Origin of the sequence: Ellagibacter sp., from assembly GCF_048412355.1 — a bacterium.
Classification (GTDB): domain Bacteria; phylum Actinomycetota; class Coriobacteriia; order Coriobacteriales; family Eggerthellaceae; genus Ellagibacter.
Window position 1 is genome coordinate 40,083 of the sequence record NZ_DBFSAP010000050.1, and the last position, 17,291, is coordinate 57,373.

At 62.5% G+C, this 17,291-nt stretch carries 13 protein-coding genes; 10 read left to right on the forward strand and 3 right to left on the reverse strand.

Annotated features, from left to right (window positions below):
• Nucleotides 1-38: 38 nt before the first annotated feature.
• Nucleotides 39-2,501: a phenylalanine--tRNA ligase subunit beta gene (gene pheT / locus ACMRQN_RS07830; protein ID WP_418734513.1), complete on the forward strand. Its 2,463-nt coding sequence runs from the start codon at nucleotides 39-41 to the stop codon at nucleotides 2,499-2,501.
• A gap of 106 nt (nucleotides 2,502-2,607) precedes the next feature.
• On the opposite strand, the gene ACMRQN_RS07835 is transcribed toward pheT, so the two are convergent.
• Nucleotides 2,608-3,399: an MBL fold metallo-hydrolase gene (locus ACMRQN_RS07835; protein ID WP_418734514.1), complete on the reverse strand. Its 792-nt coding sequence runs from the start codon at nucleotides 3,397-3,399 to the stop codon at nucleotides 2,608-2,610.
• Nucleotides 3,400-3,824: 425 nt separating this feature from the next.
• On the opposite strand from ACMRQN_RS07835, the gene ACMRQN_RS07840 reads away from it, so the two are divergent.
• The 9 genes from ACMRQN_RS07840 to ACMRQN_RS07880 all read left to right on the forward strand — a co-directional run bounded on the left by ACMRQN_RS07840 (nucleotide 3,825) and on the right by ACMRQN_RS07880 (nucleotide 15,744).
• On the forward strand, nucleotides 3,825-6,695 hold the full coding sequence (locus tag ACMRQN_RS07840; RefSeq protein ID WP_418734515.1) for a molybdopterin-dependent oxidoreductase: 2,871 nt from the start codon (nucleotides 3,825-3,827) through the stop codon (nucleotides 6,693-6,695).
• A 29-nt stretch (nucleotides 6,696-6,724) separates the two neighbouring features.
• Nucleotides 6,725-7,303 (forward strand): 4Fe-4S dicluster domain-containing protein, encoded by a 579-nt coding sequence (locus ACMRQN_RS07845; RefSeq protein WP_158048715.1) that lies wholly within the window; start codon nucleotides 6,725-6,727, stop codon nucleotides 7,301-7,303.
• On the forward strand, nucleotides 7,303-8,289 hold the full coding sequence (gene nrfD / locus ACMRQN_RS07850; RefSeq protein WP_158048716.1) for an NrfD/PsrC family molybdoenzyme membrane anchor subunit: 987 nt from the start codon (nucleotides 7,303-7,305) through the stop codon (nucleotides 8,287-8,289). The genes ACMRQN_RS07845 and nrfD overlap by 1 nt, the downstream gene beginning before the upstream one ends.
• A 189-nt stretch (nucleotides 8,290-8,478) precedes the next feature.
• Nucleotides 8,479-9,486: a heterodisulfide reductase-related iron-sulfur binding cluster gene (locus tag ACMRQN_RS07855; RefSeq protein WP_418734516.1), complete on the forward strand. Its 1,008-nt coding sequence runs from the start codon at nucleotides 8,479-8,481 to the stop codon at nucleotides 9,484-9,486.
• A complete protein-coding gene (locus ACMRQN_RS07860) occupies nucleotides 9,487-11,766 on the forward strand; it encodes a molybdopterin-containing oxidoreductase family protein (protein ID WP_418734517.1) in 2,280 nt (759 codons plus the stop codon).
• A gap of 82 nt (nucleotides 11,767-11,848) precedes the next feature.
• Complete coding sequence (locus ACMRQN_RS07865) at nucleotides 11,849-12,715, forward strand: TIGR04282 family arsenosugar biosynthesis glycosyltransferase (protein WP_296062489.1); 867 nt, start codon at nucleotides 11,849-11,851, stop codon at nucleotides 12,713-12,715.
• A gap of 229 nt (nucleotides 12,716-12,944) precedes the next feature.
• Entirely contained in the window at nucleotides 12,945-14,261 is a 1,317-nt protein-coding gene (locus tag ACMRQN_RS07870) for a radical SAM protein (RefSeq protein WP_418734518.1), read from the forward strand.
• Between the two features lie 5 nt (nucleotides 14,262-14,266).
• A complete protein-coding gene (locus ACMRQN_RS07875) occupies nucleotides 14,267-15,292 on the forward strand; it encodes a DUF169 domain-containing protein (protein ID WP_418734519.1) in 1,026 nt (341 codons plus the stop codon).
• Between the two features lie 14 nt (nucleotides 15,293-15,306).
• Nucleotides 15,307-15,744: a GNAT family N-acetyltransferase gene (locus ACMRQN_RS07880; RefSeq protein ID WP_418734520.1), complete on the forward strand. Its 438-nt coding sequence runs from the start codon at nucleotides 15,307-15,309 to the stop codon at nucleotides 15,742-15,744.
• Between the two features lie 172 nt (nucleotides 15,745-15,916).
• Here ACMRQN_RS07880 and ACMRQN_RS07885 read toward each other — a convergent pair whose 3' ends face one another.
• Nucleotides 15,917-16,486, reverse strand: a complete 570-nt coding sequence (locus ACMRQN_RS07885) for a flavin reductase family protein (RefSeq protein ID WP_418734521.1) — start codon at nucleotides 16,484-16,486, stop codon at nucleotides 15,917-15,919.
• A gap of 86 nt (nucleotides 16,487-16,572) precedes the next feature.
• Nucleotides 16,573-17,004: a PadR family transcriptional regulator gene (locus ACMRQN_RS07890; RefSeq protein ID WP_158048724.1), complete on the reverse strand. Its 432-nt coding sequence runs from the start codon at nucleotides 17,002-17,004 to the stop codon at nucleotides 16,573-16,575.
• Nucleotides 17,005-17,291: the final 287 nt, after the last annotated feature.

Sequence of the window (17,291 nt, forward strand, 5' to 3'; positions counted from 1 at the left end):
TCAAACGCTACAAGGCAAATTGCAAGAAAGAGAGAGTCATGAAAGTATCGCTGAAATGGCTTAACGAATACGTGGAGGTGCCGACCGACGCCAAGGCGCTCTGCGACAAGCTCGATCTTACGGGCACGGGCGTCGAAGGCGTCGAGGTGCTCGGCGCCACGTTCGATGGCGTGGTCGTAGGCTACGTCGAGACCTGCGAGCCGCATCCCGATTCCGACCATATGCATGTGGTCACGGTGAACACGGGCGCGGGCGAGCCCGTGCAGATCGTGTGCGGCGCGCCGAACATCAAGGCGGGAATCAAGCTTCCCGTTGCGACAGTGGGGGCTGTGCTTCCTGGTGACTTCAAGATCAAGAAGTCGAAGCTGCGCGGTGTTGCGAGTGCCGGCATGTGCTGCTCGCGACGTGAGCTGGGGCTCGGCTCCGACCACGAGGGCATCTGGATCCTCCCCGATGACGCCCCGGTGGGTACTCCCATCGCCGACTATCTGAAGCTGACCGACACGGTACTCGACCTGGAGATCACGCCGAATCGCCCTGACAGCCTTTCGATCGTGGGGCTCGCGCGCGAGATGGGCGCGATGTATCGCCGCGATCGGAAAAGCCCGCTTGACGAGATGGCTGCGAAGCTCGAGCTCGTCGACGACGGCGCTGACGACGTTGCCGTGACCATCGAGGACGCCGTGCGCTGCCCGCGCTATTCCGCCCGCGTCATCCGCGGCGTGAAGGTGGGCCCGTCGCCCGACTGGATGGTCGAACGCCTCGCCGCCATCGGGCAGCGCTCCATCAACAACATCGTCGACGTGACGAACTACATCCTGTTCCTGTTCGGTCAGCCGCTGCACGCCTTCGACCTGAACAAGCTGAAAGGCGCAGACGGGCGCGCCCACGTGGTAATCCGCGAGGCGGAGGACGGCACGAAGTTCACCACGCTCGACGAGGTGGAACGCACGCTCACTTCCGACATGACTGTCATCGCCACGCCCGAGCGCGGTCCTGTGGCGCTCGCGGGCGTCATGGGCGGCCTTGACACCGAGGTCACCGAGGAGACCACCGATATCCTCCTTGAGACGGCGACCTTCGAGCCGGGCCGCACCTCGCGCACCTCGCGCAACCTGGGGCTTATCTCTGAAAGCTCCATGCGCTATGAGCGCGGCGTTGACGACCACGGCATCGAGGAGCGCTCCGCTGCTGCGGCGGCGCTCATCGTGGAAGTCGCCGGCGGTCAGGTGTCTGGCTCCATCGGCGGCGGTACAGGCATCGTGGACGAGTGGCCGAACGTCTCCGAAGAGGCTCACCTCGCCTTCCGCATCCCGCGCTTCAACGCGATGATGGGCGCCGACATCTCCCGCGACTTCATCGTGGAGATCCTCGGCCGTCTGGGCTGCAAGGTGGAAGACGGTGAGGACGCCGACACGCTTGCGGTCACGTCGCCGACGTTCCGCCCCGACCTGCCGCGTGAGATCGACCTCTACGAGGAGGTGCTGCGTCTCTACGGCATGGACCAGATCGAGGCCACGCTCCCCGGCGGTCGCGGCCGCTTCGGCACGGTGAGCCACGAGCAGCACGTGAAGAACAAGGTCAACGACACGCTGCGCGCCTGCGGCATGAACGAGACGATGACCTACTCGTTCGCCGAGCCGAGCGAGATCGAGCGTCTGCGCCTGCCGCTTGAGGGCCTCGGCCAGGCCGTCGAGCTTCTGAACCCGATGAACGCCGAGCAGTCGGTCATGCGCCAAAGCATTATCCCCGGCCTTCTGCGTTCCGTCGCTCACAATCAGAACCGCGGCGTAAAAAACATCCAGCTCTACGAGATGGGTCGCGTGTTCTTCGCCCATGAGGGCAAGAAAAAGCCCAAGGAGCGCGAGAAGCTCGCCGGCGTTTTGGCCGGTGCCGTGCGCGACGCCGGTTGGAACGAGGCGCCTGCTCCCTACGACTTCTTCGACGGCAAGGGCGTGCTCGAGAACCTCGCGCGCGAGCTTGCGCTTCCCAAGGTGCGCTTCAAGGCGCTCGCCGCCGACGAGGCGCCGCAGCTGCAGCCCGGCCGCGCTGCCGAGATGCTCTCGGGCGGCACGTCGCTTGGCTGGGTGGGCGAGCTCCATCCACTCGCCGTGGCGGCCTACGACGCGGCGGCCCCCGTCGTCGCCTTCGAGCTCGACCTCGAGGCGCTCGAGCGTGCGGCTCGTCCGGCGCGCGACTACGTTGACGTGCCCACGTTCCCCGCGGTGTCGATGGATATCGCGTTCGTTGTCAATGAGGACGTCACCCACGAGCGCCTCGTCCAGTGCATGACGTCCGCCGGCGGAAAGCTGCTCGAAGACGTGCGCCTGTTCGATGTCTACCGCGACGAGAAGCGTCTCGGCGCCGGTAAGAAGTCGATGGCGTATGCGCTCACCTACCGCGCCGCCGACCGCACGCTCACGAGCGACGAGGCGGAGAAGGCGCACGAGCGCATGGTGAAGAAGGTGTGCTCGGCGACGGGCGCCGAGGTTCGCGGGTAGAAACTCTCGCACCATAAAAGGAAGAGCCGAGGATGTGGCGGCATCCTCGGCTCTTCGTGTTTCAGACCTCCTGCAGTATAGGACGTAATCTAGTAGTGGTCAAGCACTAAATCTCAAACGTGAGCCCGTCGTAGGCGGCTTCGACGCGACCTTCGTACTGCTTGAGGAACTCCTCGAGCTCCACGAGCGTGATCGGCTCATCGTAGTGCATGCACAGGTGCGTGAGATAGATCTTGCCCGCGTCGAGCGACAGCCCCTCCTCGATGCATTCCTGCACGCTGTGGTGCGCGGCGGGGGACCAATTGTTCTTCCAGAACGTCGCGTCCATCGCGAGGATGTCGATATCTTGCAGCCGCTCATAGGTCTCGGGCGGCAGCTTTCCGGTGTCGGAGGCGTAGAACATGCGCGTGTCGCCCGTCTCGATGAGATATCCATAAGTGCCCGCCGCGTGGGTGCAGGGGAGCGCCGTGTACTTCACGCCGTCGAACTCAACGGTGCCCATTGGTGCGATCTCGCGCATGTCGAGCGCGTAGGTCATGTAGTGGAACTCCTGCGCGATGCCTGCAAGCGTCTCGGCGCTGCCGTAGACGGGAAGCGCCTCTTTCTGCTTGAGCTGCACGAGGTACTCAAGTTCCAAAAGCCCTCCCACGTGGTCGGAGTGGCAGTGGGTGTACAGGACCTCGTCAATGCGCCGCACGTTCTCGCGAATACACTGATGACGCAGGTCAGGCGGCGTGTCGATGAGAAGCGTCTTCTCGCCTTTGATCATAGTCCCGCAATCTCCGCGCCTCGCGCGCGGATTCGCCCTGGCCTCTTCGCACGCGGGGCAGTCGCAGAAAAACGAAGGCACGCCGCAGCCTGCGCCTGTGCCCATGAAGGTGAACGTGTGGTTTTTCATAGAAGTCTCTTTTCTCCCTACGCCATACGCCGACGATTATACCCCGCTCGCCATGCAAAGCTGCCCCTTTCGGGGGGCGAAGTATCGCGGCAATCCATAGGCAATAGCTATAATCCCTAACGAAGATTCGGTCGAATAGTCGTTCGCGTCAAGCCATGGGGCTAAACCTGTGTTTTTTCGCGTTCGGTGTCGCGAAATCGGCGAGTGGTGGCATACAGGGAGGCTCATCCTTGGCTCATACTGCGGGGTTTATCCGTCGGGGGAATTCAGACTGGCGGGGCGATGCTTGCAGAGGGACTCTTCCGTACACTACCGCTGTCAACGCGTCGGGGCGTGCCGTGCGCTTTCGGACAATGCGCAGGTCGCAAAAACCCGACGAACCGAATAGTAGGTGTCTGTAGGACGAGAAGAAGAGGGGAAGGTAGATGGCTGATAAGGTCAGCATTTACGACGAGAACGGCGAACTCGCCGAAGGCGTCGAGCGCATCAGAACGCAGTGCTATTTCTGCCATGCCAACTGCGGTGTCCTTGCCTATGTCAAGGACGGCGACGTAATCAAGATCGAAGGCGATCCCGATTACAACAACCAGGGTGGTCTGTGCTGCCGCGGAACGAGCGCGCTTTTGCACGTCAACCATCCCGCCCGCATCAACCACGCGCTCAAGCGCGCTGGCGAGAAGGGCGAGAACAAATGGGAGCAGATCCCGTACGATCAGGCGATCAAAGAGGTCGCCGAGCGACTCAACCAGATCAAGGCCGAGTCGGGCGCTGAGGCGGTTGCTTCCGCCGGTGGCACGACCCGCACCGATGACTGGGCGCGTCGCCGCTTCCTGAACCAGTTCGGCACGCCGAACGGTTTCCACAACGCACTTCTGTGCTGGATCCCGACGTTCATGGCCGAGACGGTCGTCGCCGGCTGGTCTCCGTTCGAGACCGACCTGGGCGCTGCTCGCTGCCTCATCCTTTGGGGCATGAACCCGGGCGCATCTTCGCTGCCCTCCATGCACGGCTACACCGACCTTCAGCTCGCGGGCATGAAGATCATCTACGTCGACCCGCGCTTCTCCGAAACCGCCTGCAAGGCAGACCTGTGGCTGCCGCTGCGACCGGGTTCGGACACCGCGCTCTCGCTCGCGATGCTCAACGTCATCATCAACGAGTTCCTCTATGACTTCGAGTTCGTCGACCAGTGGTGCGACGGCTTCGAGGAGCTGCGTGAGCACATGGCTCCGTACACGCCGGAATGGGCTGCCCCCATCACCTGGCTCGACCCGGAGGACATCCGCAAAGCTGCTCGCATGTACGCGACCACCAAGCCCGGCTGCATCCAGTGGGGCTGCTCTTGGGACCAGTTCGGACCTGCGTCCGCGACCGGCTCTCAGGCACGTCAGCTCATGCGCGCCATCACCGGCAACCTCGAGGTTCCCGGCGGCGACGGCATGCCCGGCCCTGCCCTCAACTTCATCACCGACGAAGAGCTCGAGCTCAACGAGCTGCTTCCCGAGGAGCAGAAGGCGAAGCAGATCGGCTCTGACAAGTTCAAGCTGACCTCTTGGCCCGGCTACACGCTCATCTCCAACAATGCCAAGCGCACCTGGGGCAAGACGCTTCCCGCAGAGTGGTTCTGCGAGGCTCACGGCCCGAGCGTGTTCAAGGCGATCCTCACCGGCGAGCCCTACCAGATCCGCGCTCTCATCTGCAATGCGACCAACCCGGTGAACTCCTACGGCGACTCCAAGATGACGCTCGCCGCCCTGAAGAAGGTCGAGTTCTTGGTCACCGTCGATTACTGGATGACCCCGGCAGCTCTCTTCTCCGACTACGTGTTCCCGGCCGCCGGCGCTCTCGAGCGTCCGACGATCGTCACGCACTACGGCGCAACCGACTCCGTCATGGGCGGCCGCCGCGCCATCCAGCCGAAGTTCGACCGTCACACCGACATGTCCTTCTGGCGCATGCTCGGCCTGGCCTGCGGTCAAGATCCCGCGAACTGGCCGTGGGAGACGGAAGAGGAAGTCTACTCCTACATCATCGCTCCGCTGGGTCTTCCCTGCACCGACTGGAACGACTTCGTCAACAACATCCGCATGTACTATCCGCCGCTGCACCAGAACAAGTACGTCACGCGCGGTGGCTTCTGGACGCCGACCGGCAAGATCGAGTGCAACTCCACGATTCTGCGCGAGCTGGGCTATCCTGGCATGCCGACCTACCTGCCCTGCGCTGAAAACGACATCGACAATCCGGAACTCGCCGAAGAGTACCCGATCGTGCTCACCACGGGCGGCGGCTTCATGCCGTACCACCACTCCGAGCACTTCCAGATGGCGGGCATGCGCTACCTGTACCCGGATCCGTACTACTCGATCAACCCCGAGCTCGCTGAGAAGCTTGACATCGAGCACGGCGACTGGTGCTGGATCGAGACCCAGCGCGGCCGCATCAAGATGCGCGCGAACGTCGAGCCCGAGGTTGATCCTCGCGTCGTGTTCGTGCCGCGTGGCTGGTGGTTCCCCGAGCGCGACACCAACATCGACCTTGACAACCCGTTTGGCTGCCTCGAGTCCAACACCAACGTCCTCACCTCTGTCGACGAGTGGGACTGCGACCCGATGGGCGGCTCCTGGGCGAACCGCGGCCTGATGTGCAAGGTTTACAAGTGCACCGAGGCCGACCACGAGTGGAACGCTAAGGACAAGACCTGGTCTATTCCTGGCTGTGCGAAGAAGCCTGGCATCTCTACCGACCCCGAGGACCTCAAGCACCGCGTGCTTCGCTGGGAGAAGATTCCCTTCGAGGCTCCTGCTTGCACGAAGGAAGTTCCCGAGGGCTTTAGCTGGCAGTGGCAAAACGATGCGCTCTACCAGGATTCCACCCAGTTCCGCCTGGACGATTCCGGTTGGCTCATCGACCCGAAGACCAACGAGTATGTCGATGCTCACACCGGCTGGTACTACGTTGCCGCCGAGAACTGCCTCATGGACAAGGCTACCGGCAAGAAGTACACGATGGAGCGCGAGGAGATCGCTGAGCTCGCAGGCATTCGCCTGTACCCGGGCCAGGACGCTCCCTACGCAGTGCCCGAGCAGCTCACGTGGGATCGCGAGAAGGGCTATGCCCGCCTCGGCGACAAGCCCTATATCTACAACCCCGAAAGCGGTTGGCTGATCGATCCTGCGACCAACGTCTACCATGACGCCTACTATGGCTGGGCATACGACCCCACCACAAACGGCCTCGTCGACGAGGAAACGGGCAAGCGTTACACGATGAGCTACGAAGCCATCGAGGAATAATCAGGCTATCGAGTAGGAAAGGATAGATAATGACTCGTTATGCTATGGTCATCGACCAGCGTCGTTGCATCGGCTGTCACTCCTGCACGGTTGCCTGCCGTACGTGGAACGACCTGCCGCTCGATATCATCTACAACCCTGTGGTGACCGAGGGCGCTCAGGGCAAATGGCCCCACGTCCATCGCACCTACACCCCGACGCTGTGCATGCACTGCGCCAACCCCGAGTGCGTCCCCTGCTGCCCGACCGGTGCGTCCCAGCAGGACGACGACGGCGTGGTATGGGTTGACTCCAAGAAGTGCATGGCCTGCAAGGTGTGCGTCAACGCCTGCCCCTACGGCATGCGCGACACCTCGGTGCTCGGCCCGCGCCTGCATCGCTTCGTGCGCAAGTGCACCTTCTGCAAGGACCGCCGCGCGGAGGAGCCCGGCTCGATGCCGTACTGCGTGCAGACGTGCCATCAGAAGGCCCGTATCTTCGGCGACCTGGACGATCCCAACAGCGAAGTGTCGAAGCTCGTCAACTCGCTTCACACCGAGCGCCTGTTCACCGAGCACGGCACGGAGCCTCAGGTCTACTACATTCCGGATTTGGGAGGTCAGCGATAATGAAGCATCATTATTGGGAAGCGCCGATTGTCATCTACCTGTTCTTGGGTGGCCTCGGCGGCGGCATCATGTGCCTCACGGCTATCATGAGCCTCATCGTCAACCCTGGCACGGGCTCGCTCTTCTTCGTGCCGATGTTCTTCGCGCTCGCTGCGCTTGCTATCGGCTGCTTCTTCCTCGTGTTCGAGCTCGGTCAGCCGCTTGTGTTCTGGCGAGTGTGGACAACGGCGACGGCAATCATCAAATGGGGCGCAACGCTCCTGGTTATTGCCATGTTCGGCGACATCTTCTGGCTGCTCGGCTATCTGGACGTGCTGCCGCTTGATTGGGGCTTCCTGGGCGCCATCGCCTCCGTGTTCGGCGGCGGTACCCCGGTGTTCGCCACGATCGCCGGTATCGCCGGTTTCGGCATCATGGTGTACACGGGCGTCATGCTCTCGACCCTGAAGGCTCACTCCTTCTGGGCGACCCCTGCGCTGCCCGTGCTGTTCACCATCTCGGCTCTGTCTACCGCTTGCGCCGCTATCGCGCTGTCGCTGGGCATCTTCGCTGAGCCGACCGTGGCCCTGCTTGCCGCCACCGAGGAGATCCACGAGATCATTCATGTCGTCGACATCATCCTGGTCTGCGCTGAGGTTACCGTTCTGCTTATCATGATCCTCTCCTTCCTGGGCGCCGGCAACGTCACCCAGAAGGCAGTTGCCCGTCGCTGGGTCGTCGGCAAGACCGCCCCGCTGTTCTGGCTCGGCATGATCGTCTGCGGTTTGGTCCTCCCGTTCTTCCTGTACGTCTTCGGCGCCGACTCCGCGGCATCCACCGTGGTGGCTCCCGTCCTCGTGCTCTGCGGCGGTCTGCTGCTCCGTTACCTCTGCGTGTACTCCGACGAGCGCGCCGAGATTCCGGGCGAGAACCGTTACTACAATCGCACGGCCGACCCCCATGCGGAGTTCGTCGAGCATTGGACCTACGGCGAGAACATGTACTAAGCTCTCGCTTGTGCCCCAGGTCGTATAATCTGGGTACTTGATCGAGCATGTCGCGAACCCGACCTTGCACGAGGTCGGGTTCGCCTTGTATCATGCGCAGTTTTCTTACATGAGGGCGAAGCGGTTGGGCCGCATTCGCATTGATGATGGAAAACTCTGCAATCAAGGCAGGGGGAGGAGGGAAACGCTGTGGGACCTTATGCATTCGATGATGCGTTGACGGGAAGCTCTATTACGTGCGATTACCCGGGGTTGCAGACGCTCATGGTCGAGCGGTCGGATGAGCCAAGCACCTGCGCATCGCTGTTCTTTCCAGGGTGCTCGCTTATCAACTACGGGTTGCCGCTCGTGCAGTCGGTGTACGACCTGTTGAAATCAGCGGGGGAGGTCGATGGCATCTCGCTTCTTTGCTGCGGCAAGATCTTGCAGTACGAACCCGACGGACCGGCGCAGCGCCGCTCGTTCGAGGCTGAGCTTATCGAGCAGGTTTCTGCCCGCGGCACGCGTCGCATCGTCGCCGCATGCCCGAACTGCGTGCTCGCGCTTCGGGGCGCCCTTGCCCGCGATGAGCGCACGCAGGATGTGGAAATCGTCGCGCTCCCGTCGCTGCTCGCGAAGATGGGCTACCGCATCGACGCCGGCATCGCGCGCGAGATGCTCAACCGTGAGCTTGTTTGGCGCCATCCCGATTGGTACGACGAGGCGGGCAATCCCACCGAGGCATGCGAGGCACCCGAGTCGCTTCTCTTCATGCCGCACGATTCGTGCCCCGACAAGAAGACGGGTGAGTTCGCCGACGGGCTGCGCGCGCTCATGCCCGAGGAGCTGCTTGTCGAGGGCGAGAAGGTGCGCAAGCGCTCGGTATGCTGCGGGTCGCTTGCCCGCGCCGCCGGGAAGACCGAGCTTGCCGACAGCCAGGCGCAAGAGCACGGGCAAGACGCGTCCGAGCTGGGTGCGAGCGCGATTGTCACGGCGTGCGTGAGCTGCACGTTCCAGCTGATGATGGCGCAGCGCGAGGTTCCGGTGTTCCACTATCTTGAGCTGCTCTTCAACTGGCGCATCGACTGGTATCATGCCGATGCCTACATGAAGCTGCGCTTCCTGTTCGACGACTCGCTTGGCGTCGAGAAGCAGGGGCAAGGCGCGAGGAATTTCGTTGGACTCGGCGGCGAGGGAGCCGCGAAGGAGGATGCGTAAATGCGCGAGGTGCGCAAAACGAACTGTCATTTCTGCGGGTATCTCTGCGCGTTTCATGCGACGGTGGAAGATGGGCGCGTCGTCGATTTGGAGCCCGACCCTTCGCGATACCCTTACGACCCGAAGGTGCTCGCGGGGTGCCGCCGTTGGAAGATGAACCTCGACGTGCTCGATGGGGACGACCGCGTGAACTACCCCCTGCGCCGCGTGGGTGAGCGCGGGGCGAACGAATGGGAGCGCGTGAGCTGGGACGAGGCGCTTGACGATATCGCTCAGCGCCTGTCGAAGCTTCGCGACCAGTATGGCTCAGAAACGCTTGCGTCCATGATCGGCGGGCCGCATGCGTCGTTTTGGCCGCTGCACCGCTTCATGAACGTGTTTGGCTCGCCGAACAACATGGGTATCGGGCAGATCTGCTGGAACCCGCGCATCTGGATGGACGCGCTCACGTTTGGTTGGACGATCGAGGCCGACATCAACGACGACACGGAATGCGTCTTCATCTGGGGAACGAACCCGGCCGAGTCGGATAATTCGCTCTGGTGGCAGTCGATTCGCCGCATCGGCAAGTCGGATACGCCGCTCGTGGTGATTGATCCACGCTACACCAAGACCGCCTCCTGCGCCGATCTGTGGATCGCGCCGAAGACGGGCACGGATTGCGCCCTTGCGCTCGGCTTCGCGAACGTCATCATCGCCGAGGGCCTCTACGACCGCGATTTCGTGGCGGAATGGTGCCACGGCTTCGACGAGTTCGCCGCCCATGTGGCACGCTACACGCCCGAGTACGTCGCCGAGTTCTGCGGCGTGTCGGCCGATGACGTCCGCACCGCAGCGCGCTGGTTCGGGCGTGCCCAGGCGGCGGCGCTCGTGTCAGGGCGCGGCATCGACCAGTCGGGCCGCAACGTGGCGCCCACGCACCGTGCGATCTGCTGCTTGCGTGCGATCACGGGCAACGTCGACAAGCCCGGCGCCTGCATCATCACCGAGATGAGCGACTTCACCACGGAAGTCGAGCTCGAGATGACCGACGAGATGGCACCCGAGCACAAGGCGCGCTGCCTGAACACCCCCTACACCCCGCTTCAATGCTACGAGGGCTATGCGAAAGTGCAGAAGGTGACCGAGCGCTTGGGTTGCAGGCTTCCGACACGCTACATGACCTCGGCTCATCCCGATCTCGTACTCCGCGCGATGGAGACAGGCGAGCCCTATCCGGTGCGCGCGCTCATCGTGAACGCGACGAACCCGCTGCTCACCTATGCCGACACGCATCGCGTGTTCAACGCTCTCATGGGCCTCGACCTGATCGTGGTGATCGACTACTACCTGACGCCGACCGCTTCGATTGCCGATTTCGTCCTGCCTTGCGCAGGCGCAATCGAGCGCCCGCTTTTCCAGCAGCATGGCGGCGTTGCGAACATCGCCTACGGTGGCCCGGCTGCGGTCGAGCCGTATTACGAGCGCAGAAGCGACTACGACATCTTCCGCGCTTTGGGGCTTCGCCTGGGGCAGGCAGAGGCATGGCCGCACGAGACGTTCAAGGACGCGCTCGAGGAAGTGCTCGCCCGCGCAGGCATGACCTGGGAAGAATACTGCGAGCGCGGCATGTACTTCCGCCCGCCCGTCCCCTTCAAGTATCTGTATCCCGACGAGACGGGCAACCCGCGGGGCTTCGCCACCACCACGGGGAAGATCGAGCTCGCAAGCGAGATCCTTCCCGATTTCGGTGGCCAGCGCCTGCCCGAGCCAGCGCCCTGCCTCTCGCTTTGCTCGGACGAGCTCGTCGCACGCGCCGAGGCGTGCGGGGGAGCTCATCTGGCGATGGTCACGGGCGCGCGCAAGCAGCCCTACAACGCGTCGATGTACTTCAACAACCCGAAGTTCCGCAAATCCTCGCCGCATCCTGCGGTGGAAATCTCGCCCGCGACGGCTCAGCGGCTGGGACTTCGCGCGGGAGACACCGTCGAGGTTGCCACTGACAAGGGGAGCGCGCGCTTCGTGCTGGAGGTGCGAAAGATGCGCGACGATATGGTGAACGTCGATTATGGCTGGTGGCACCCTGAGTGGACGCCGGGCGCGCCCGATTTCGGCGGCATGTGGGAGTCGAACGTGAACTGCCTGACGACCTGCTCGGTTGCGACGGGCGAGCCCATGATCGGCACCTGGTGGTACAACGCCATCGATTGCGTGATCAGGAAGGTCGATGCAACCCTTTCGTGGCAAGATGATCCCTACATGAAAGAACGTACCGATGCGGACAAGGACGATGCCAGATAGCGGCTCGCGTCCTATAATGTGCAAGGTGCACTAATGGTGAATGCGCTCGAAACCGAGCGAGTGATATACGAAGGAGAGTATTGTGGCAGAGAAAAAACAAGCGTTGCTCCTGTTCTGCAAGCCGCCCGTCCCGGGTCTGGTGAAGACGCGCCTGACGATTGAGCGCGGTGGCTTTTTGAGCCCCGAGCAGGCGGCAGAGCTGTTCCGCCGTTGCCTGTACGACGTGAGCGAGATGTGCATGCAGGCGCTTCTGTCGATGCAGGCGGACAACGACGCCCTCGTTGCCGAGGATCCGTCGGTCGATAAGATCACCTACGACTTCTTCGTGTCGACCACGCCGGCAGACAACGTCGAGCTCATGCGCGAGACGTACGACTCGCTTGGCAAGTGGCCCATGGAGATCCACTACATCACCGACAAGGGAGCCACGTTCGACGACCACTTCGACGATGCCTTCAAGCAGATCTTCGACATGGGCTATGAGCACATCGTCTCCGTTGGAGGCGACGTTCCGACCATGCCGATCACCCATATCTCGCAGGCTTTCCAGTGGCTGGACTACTTCCAAGACCTGGGGACCCCGGGCTTCGTGCAGGCTCCCTGCCAGGAATGCGGCACGTCGCTTGTCGGCTTCAGCTACAACACGCCGATTAACCATCAGGGTGTGTACTACAACCTCACCGGTAAGCCCGCGCTCGACGCGTACGTGGAAAAGCTCCAGGAGATGGATATCCCCTCGGCGTACTTCACGCCCGTCGCCGACATCGACGAGAAGGTCGACCTCGCGCACGCTGTGTCCTGCATCCGCGCGATCAAGGAGGCCGCGAAGTACCAGACCGAGATTTACGTGCCGCAGCGCGTGCTCGATTGGTGCGACTTCATGAACATCCGCGTTTCCACGCCGCCGAACGACAACCACGACCCTCGTCAGTACATCGACGAGGAATAGGAGGTTGCGGTGGCCTATCAGCCGCCACAACGGGCCGACGCTGCGCGGCGCTCTGACGGCACAGCTGGCGCTCCAAAGATTTCTTGCGAATCGAAGTACGCGTCGAAATCTTTTCACGCCAGCTGCACTCGCCGGAACGCCGCTCGCTGACGCTTCGGCGATAGGGGAGATTTCCATCTCTCGCGGCCCGTGGAACGGGCCGTTGTTTCAGACCAGATAGGACGAGATTTTGCGTACTTTGCATAAAACGGGGGCACTGTGCCCGACGTGCCTGAAGGAGCTGCCGGCGGAGGTGTACGCCGACGACGAGGGGGTCGTGTGGATGACGCGCACGTGCCCCGAACACGGCAAGCTCGACACGCGCATGTGGCCCTCCGCTGAGCACTACGAGTGGCTGCTCTCCGAGGCGTTCGAGAAGACCAAGCCGCAAAACACCATCCCCGTGACGGACAAGTGCCCGTTCGGGTGCGGCACCTGCGCGCGCCATGAGCGCCGCGGCACGCTGCTCGAGATCGAGGTCACGCGCAACTGCAACCTGCATTGCCCCGTGTGCTTCATGAGCGCCGAGACCGGCGAGGGCGACCCGACGCTCGATGAGATCTCGGCGATGTACGACGTGATCGCGAACGCGGTGGGAACCGACGGCGCGGTGCAGATCACCGGCGGCGAGCCCACCTGCCGCAAGGATCTGGTCGACATCATTTACATGGGTCGCGAAAAGGGCTTCTGGGGGATCGAGGTCAACACGAACGGCCTTGTCATCGCGAACAAGGAAGGCTATCTCGAAGACCTTGTCGCTGCGGGCCTCACGGGCGTGTATCTCTCCTTCGACGGCCTGACGGGCGACGTGTACAAGGGCACGTGCGGGCGCGATATCCTCGCGACCAAGCTCAAGGTGATCGAGCGCTGCCGCGAGGTCGGCATCCAGGTGGTGCTCTCCGTCGCGGTCGTTTCCGGCCTCAACGACGACCAGCTGGGCGACCTTCTGCGCTTCTCGCTTGAGAACGCCGACGTCGTCGCGGGGCTCGCGCTGCAGCCTGCTTTCACCTCTGGTCGTTTCGACGCCGAGCGCGCCATGCCCATGAGCGCAGGCGACGTCATCTTCGATCTGGCCGAGCAGTCCGACGGCCTTCTGCGTGTGGAGGACATCTGGCCGCTCGGGTGCTCCAACCCGCTGTGCGACACCGGCGTGTTCCTGGTGCACGGCACCCCGCCCGAGGGCGTGCCCGCGCATCCGTCCGGATTCTATCCCGCGACGCGCGCGATGACGACCGAGGAATATCGCGAGGGCTACAGCCCCGACAGTCCCCAGGGCTCGGTGTTCTTGGACATCCTCTCCAAGAAGGGCGTCGAGGTGAAAAGCGGCCTGTCGGTCATCATCATGAACTACATGGACGCCATCTCCATGGACACGCAGCGTTTGCGCGAGTGCTCCATGATGGTCACGGTGCCTGATGGACGTGCCATTCCGTTCTGCTCGTACCATCTGACGGACTCCTCGGGACGACGCGTGTATCCGCCTTGGTGCAAGGAAGAATTGCGGTAGCGAACATGGACACTCAAGATCAGATCGCGTTGTGGGACGCCTCCAACGACACGAGCGAGACCGTTTATTCGGTGGCAAACGATGCGTCGCGCTGCGTGAAGTGCGGCCTGTGCATCGCATTTTGCCCCTGCAATGTGCTCGAGGCGAACGAGGAGGGCTATCCCTTCGCGGCGCACATCGACAACTGCGTGGGGTGCACTACGTGCGCGGGCAACTGTCCCCAGCGTGCGCTCACCGTTGAATGCGAGGGGGACGCAACGTATGACCCCTTCGCGGACGAGCCGCGCGCTGAGCCGATCGACGCCGAGCTTCACCGGCACTATGCCGAGCTGGAGCGCACCATCATGGACAAGCTCGACCTTCGCTGGCGCCCCGTCGCGGTGAGCCTCATCGACAAGGACGAGCTTCTGCCCGACGTCCCTATGCCGTCTGAGAACCTGCGCTTTTGCCAGGCGATGATGGCTGCGCGCCGCGGTGCGAGCATCCTTATGCCGCCGTTTCGCCATTCGTGCCCTGATGGTACGTCGATTTTCGGCATGACGGGCGTTCCTGAGAAGCTGGCGACGGGCGAGATTTACGTGCTCTTCCACAAGGTGGTGAACGCGGAAGCCGCTGCGCGCATGGTGCGCGAGCGCCCGACGCTTCCGCCACATAGCCGCCGCGCCACCTACGTCGCACCGCTTTCGAAGACGGTGCGCAAGCCCGAAGTGGTCGTGTTCACTGGCACACCCGAGCAGATGATGTGGCTGTGCATGTCGATGAGCTACTACAGCGGCCATCGCTTCGATTTCCATGCATCGGGATTTAACTCGATGTGCGTGGAAGCGGTGTTGTATCCCCTGATGAAAGAGGAGCCGAACATCACGTTTGGATGCTACGGCTGCCGAGCGGCGACCGATATCGGCGAGGACATGATGTTCATGGGAATCCCGACCGATCGCTTGGAGACGGTCGCGCAGGGGCTGACCGAGCTTTCGCTGAAGGCCATCCCGCACTCGCGCATGAAGATCTATGTGCCGCCCATCATGTAGTATAAGGCCAGGTCATGAGCGATTTATTTACGCTGCGCCCGGCACGCGAGAGCGACTGGGCGCTTATCAATTACTATGCGTACAACGAGGGGATGGATGCCATCCCCTCGCTTGAGAACGTCACCGTCGCGGCGAACGGGGACGACGACTGCGTTGGTTTTTGCCGTCTGGCGTTCAGTGAGGCGGGAATCGCGCACGTGAACCCCGTGGTAATCAACGAGCAGTGGCGCGGGTACGGCGTCGGGCGGGCGCTTATCGACGACGCCAGAGCGCATCACGACGAGATTCGCCTGGTGGCACGCGGGAAGTCGATCGGGTTCTATCGCGTTTTGGGGTTCATCGAGATTCCCTGGGACGATATCGCCCCCGGTGTGACGGAGGAATGCGGCGGGTGCCCGCTCATCGAGGAGTGCGGCCCGCTTCCCATGGGATGGAAGCGAGAGGGCACATAAGGGCTCCGGGAAAAGCGAAGTGAGAAACAAGTGTGGGGCTCTGCCATCGTTGAGGTGGCAGAGCCCCGTGTTATTCTTTGGGTTGAGCGGTGATGCGCGAGCCCTAAGGTGCCTGCAGCAGCAGAGGGTCGCCTTGGTCGCTGAAAGTCGTCCTTCGAGGCTTGCGGGCCTGCTAGAGCACGCGGTCGGCGGCGTAGGTGCCGTGTTGCACGCAGAGGAGCATATCGTGGGGAATGAGCTGGCCTTTTCCGTCGCGTTCGCAGTCGATATGCGCTTTCTCCACATTGCAGATGACAAGCAGGTGATCGCCGGCTTGCTGGATATCGTTCACTCCGCAAACTTCCCATGCATAGGCGAGCTCGGGCACGGGAACGGGCGAGCCGTTTTCTGCGGTTGCGGTGAAATGGGGGACCTGCGAGGCCTTGTCGGCGATGTTTCCCGAGGTGGTGCCGCAGTATTCTGCAAGCTCGACGGCCTTTTCAGTGGCGGGAAGCGTGGTGATGCTGCAGGCCCTCGATTGTTGGATGAGCTGCATGGTGCGCGATTTCGCACGGAGGGCGAAGGCGATGAGCGGGGGATTGTGAGAAAGCGGCGTGACCCAGATGACGGTGGCGAAGCAGGTTTCGCCACCGGCGCCGCATGCGCCGATGATGGTCGTGGGGCGCGGGTCTTGCAGTGCGGCGATGTCGCGGCCGGACACTGCGGGGTAATCTTGCGCGCGGCGCGCGGATGATTCGCTCATGGGGCTCCTTTTCCAGGTGAGAGATAACAATTGCGGAGCTCTCGCAGTCGAGGGGCTCACCGCCATGAGCGAATCGAGTGCGAAAGCTAGTGCGAGCAGGTCGGTGCGTCGGGAAGCTCGATGCCGAGCGCGTCGGCGGCGTCCTTGCGAAGCTCTTCGAGCGTGAGCTCGTAGCAGGCGAGCGCGTCGATCCAGCGACGCAGGCAGCGACGGCCCTTTTCTGTAAGCTTGAACAGGCGTTTCGCCGATCCCTCGGCGGGAGTTTCCCACTCGGAGGTGACAAGCCCCGATTCCTCCATGCGCTTGAGCGCGCGGTAGACGCCTGTCGCGTCGGGTTTCTTTCCGCCAAACATCGGAGAGCTGGCCGCTTGCTGGACGATGATATAGCCATGAAGCGGAGTTTCCGATTGGGCAAGCAGGGTGAGAATGGTGGGTTGGGAAAGACGATTGAGCGATTTGCCCAGCTCGGCGCATTCCTTCAAGTCGTCATCCGACTTTGGATGGCAGCTGCTCCACATAATGCAGGACCTCTTTCGTACACGTATACGTCTGAAACAACTCCTTATTATCGCTCAAAGCTAATCAGCCTGCCAATATTTTCCGAAAGAATGCAGTGGCTTTCGGTTAGTCGCGCGAGCGCGGCGGATTTCGAAAGGCGAATCGCGCGAGCAGGGTGTGCGACAGGACCCGTGGCGATGTGGTTTCGCGGGGCTTGGCCGGCGCCATCGCGCGAGGATGCGCCATTGCCGATTGATTTTCTGCTTTGACGTCTATGGGGACTTTCAACTTGCGCGAATCGCCTAGA

What these genes read in the sequence shown, in the direction of transcription:
- ACMRQN_RS07890 (WP_158048724.1), bottom strand. Translation starts at nt 17,004, where the DNA reads ATGTGGAGCAGCTGCCATCCAAAGTCGGATGACGACTTGAAGGAATGC.
- ACMRQN_RS07880 (WP_418734520.1), top strand. Translation starts at nt 15,307, where the DNA reads ATGAGCGATTTATTTACGCTGCGCCCGGCACGCGAGAGCGACTGGGCG.
- ACMRQN_RS07840 (WP_418734515.1), top strand. Translation starts at nt 3,825, where the DNA reads ATGGCTGATAAGGTCAGCATTTACGACGAGAACGGCGAACTCGCCGAA.
- ACMRQN_RS07835 (WP_418734514.1), bottom strand. Translation starts at nt 3,399, where the DNA reads ATGAAAAACCACACGTTCACCTTCATGGGCACAGGCGCAGGCTGCGGC.
- ACMRQN_RS07875 (WP_418734519.1), top strand. Translation starts at nt 14,267, where the DNA reads ATGGACACTCAAGATCAGATCGCGTTGTGGGACGCCTCCAACGACACG.
- ACMRQN_RS07845 (WP_158048715.1), top strand. Translation starts at nt 6,725, where the DNA reads ATGACTCGTTATGCTATGGTCATCGACCAGCGTCGTTGCATCGGCTGT.
- ACMRQN_RS07885 (WP_418734521.1), bottom strand. Translation starts at nt 16,486, where the DNA reads ATGAGCGAATCATCCGCGCGCCGCGCGCAAGATTACCCCGCAGTGTCC.
- nrfD (WP_158048716.1), top strand. Translation starts at nt 7,303, where the DNA reads ATGAAGCATCATTATTGGGAAGCGCCGATTGTCATCTACCTGTTCTTG.
- pheT (WP_418734513.1), top strand. Translation starts at nt 39, where the DNA reads ATGAAAGTATCGCTGAAATGGCTTAACGAATACGTGGAGGTGCCGACC.
- ACMRQN_RS07860 (WP_418734517.1), top strand. Translation starts at nt 9,487, where the DNA reads ATGCGCGAGGTGCGCAAAACGAACTGTCATTTCTGCGGGTATCTCTGC.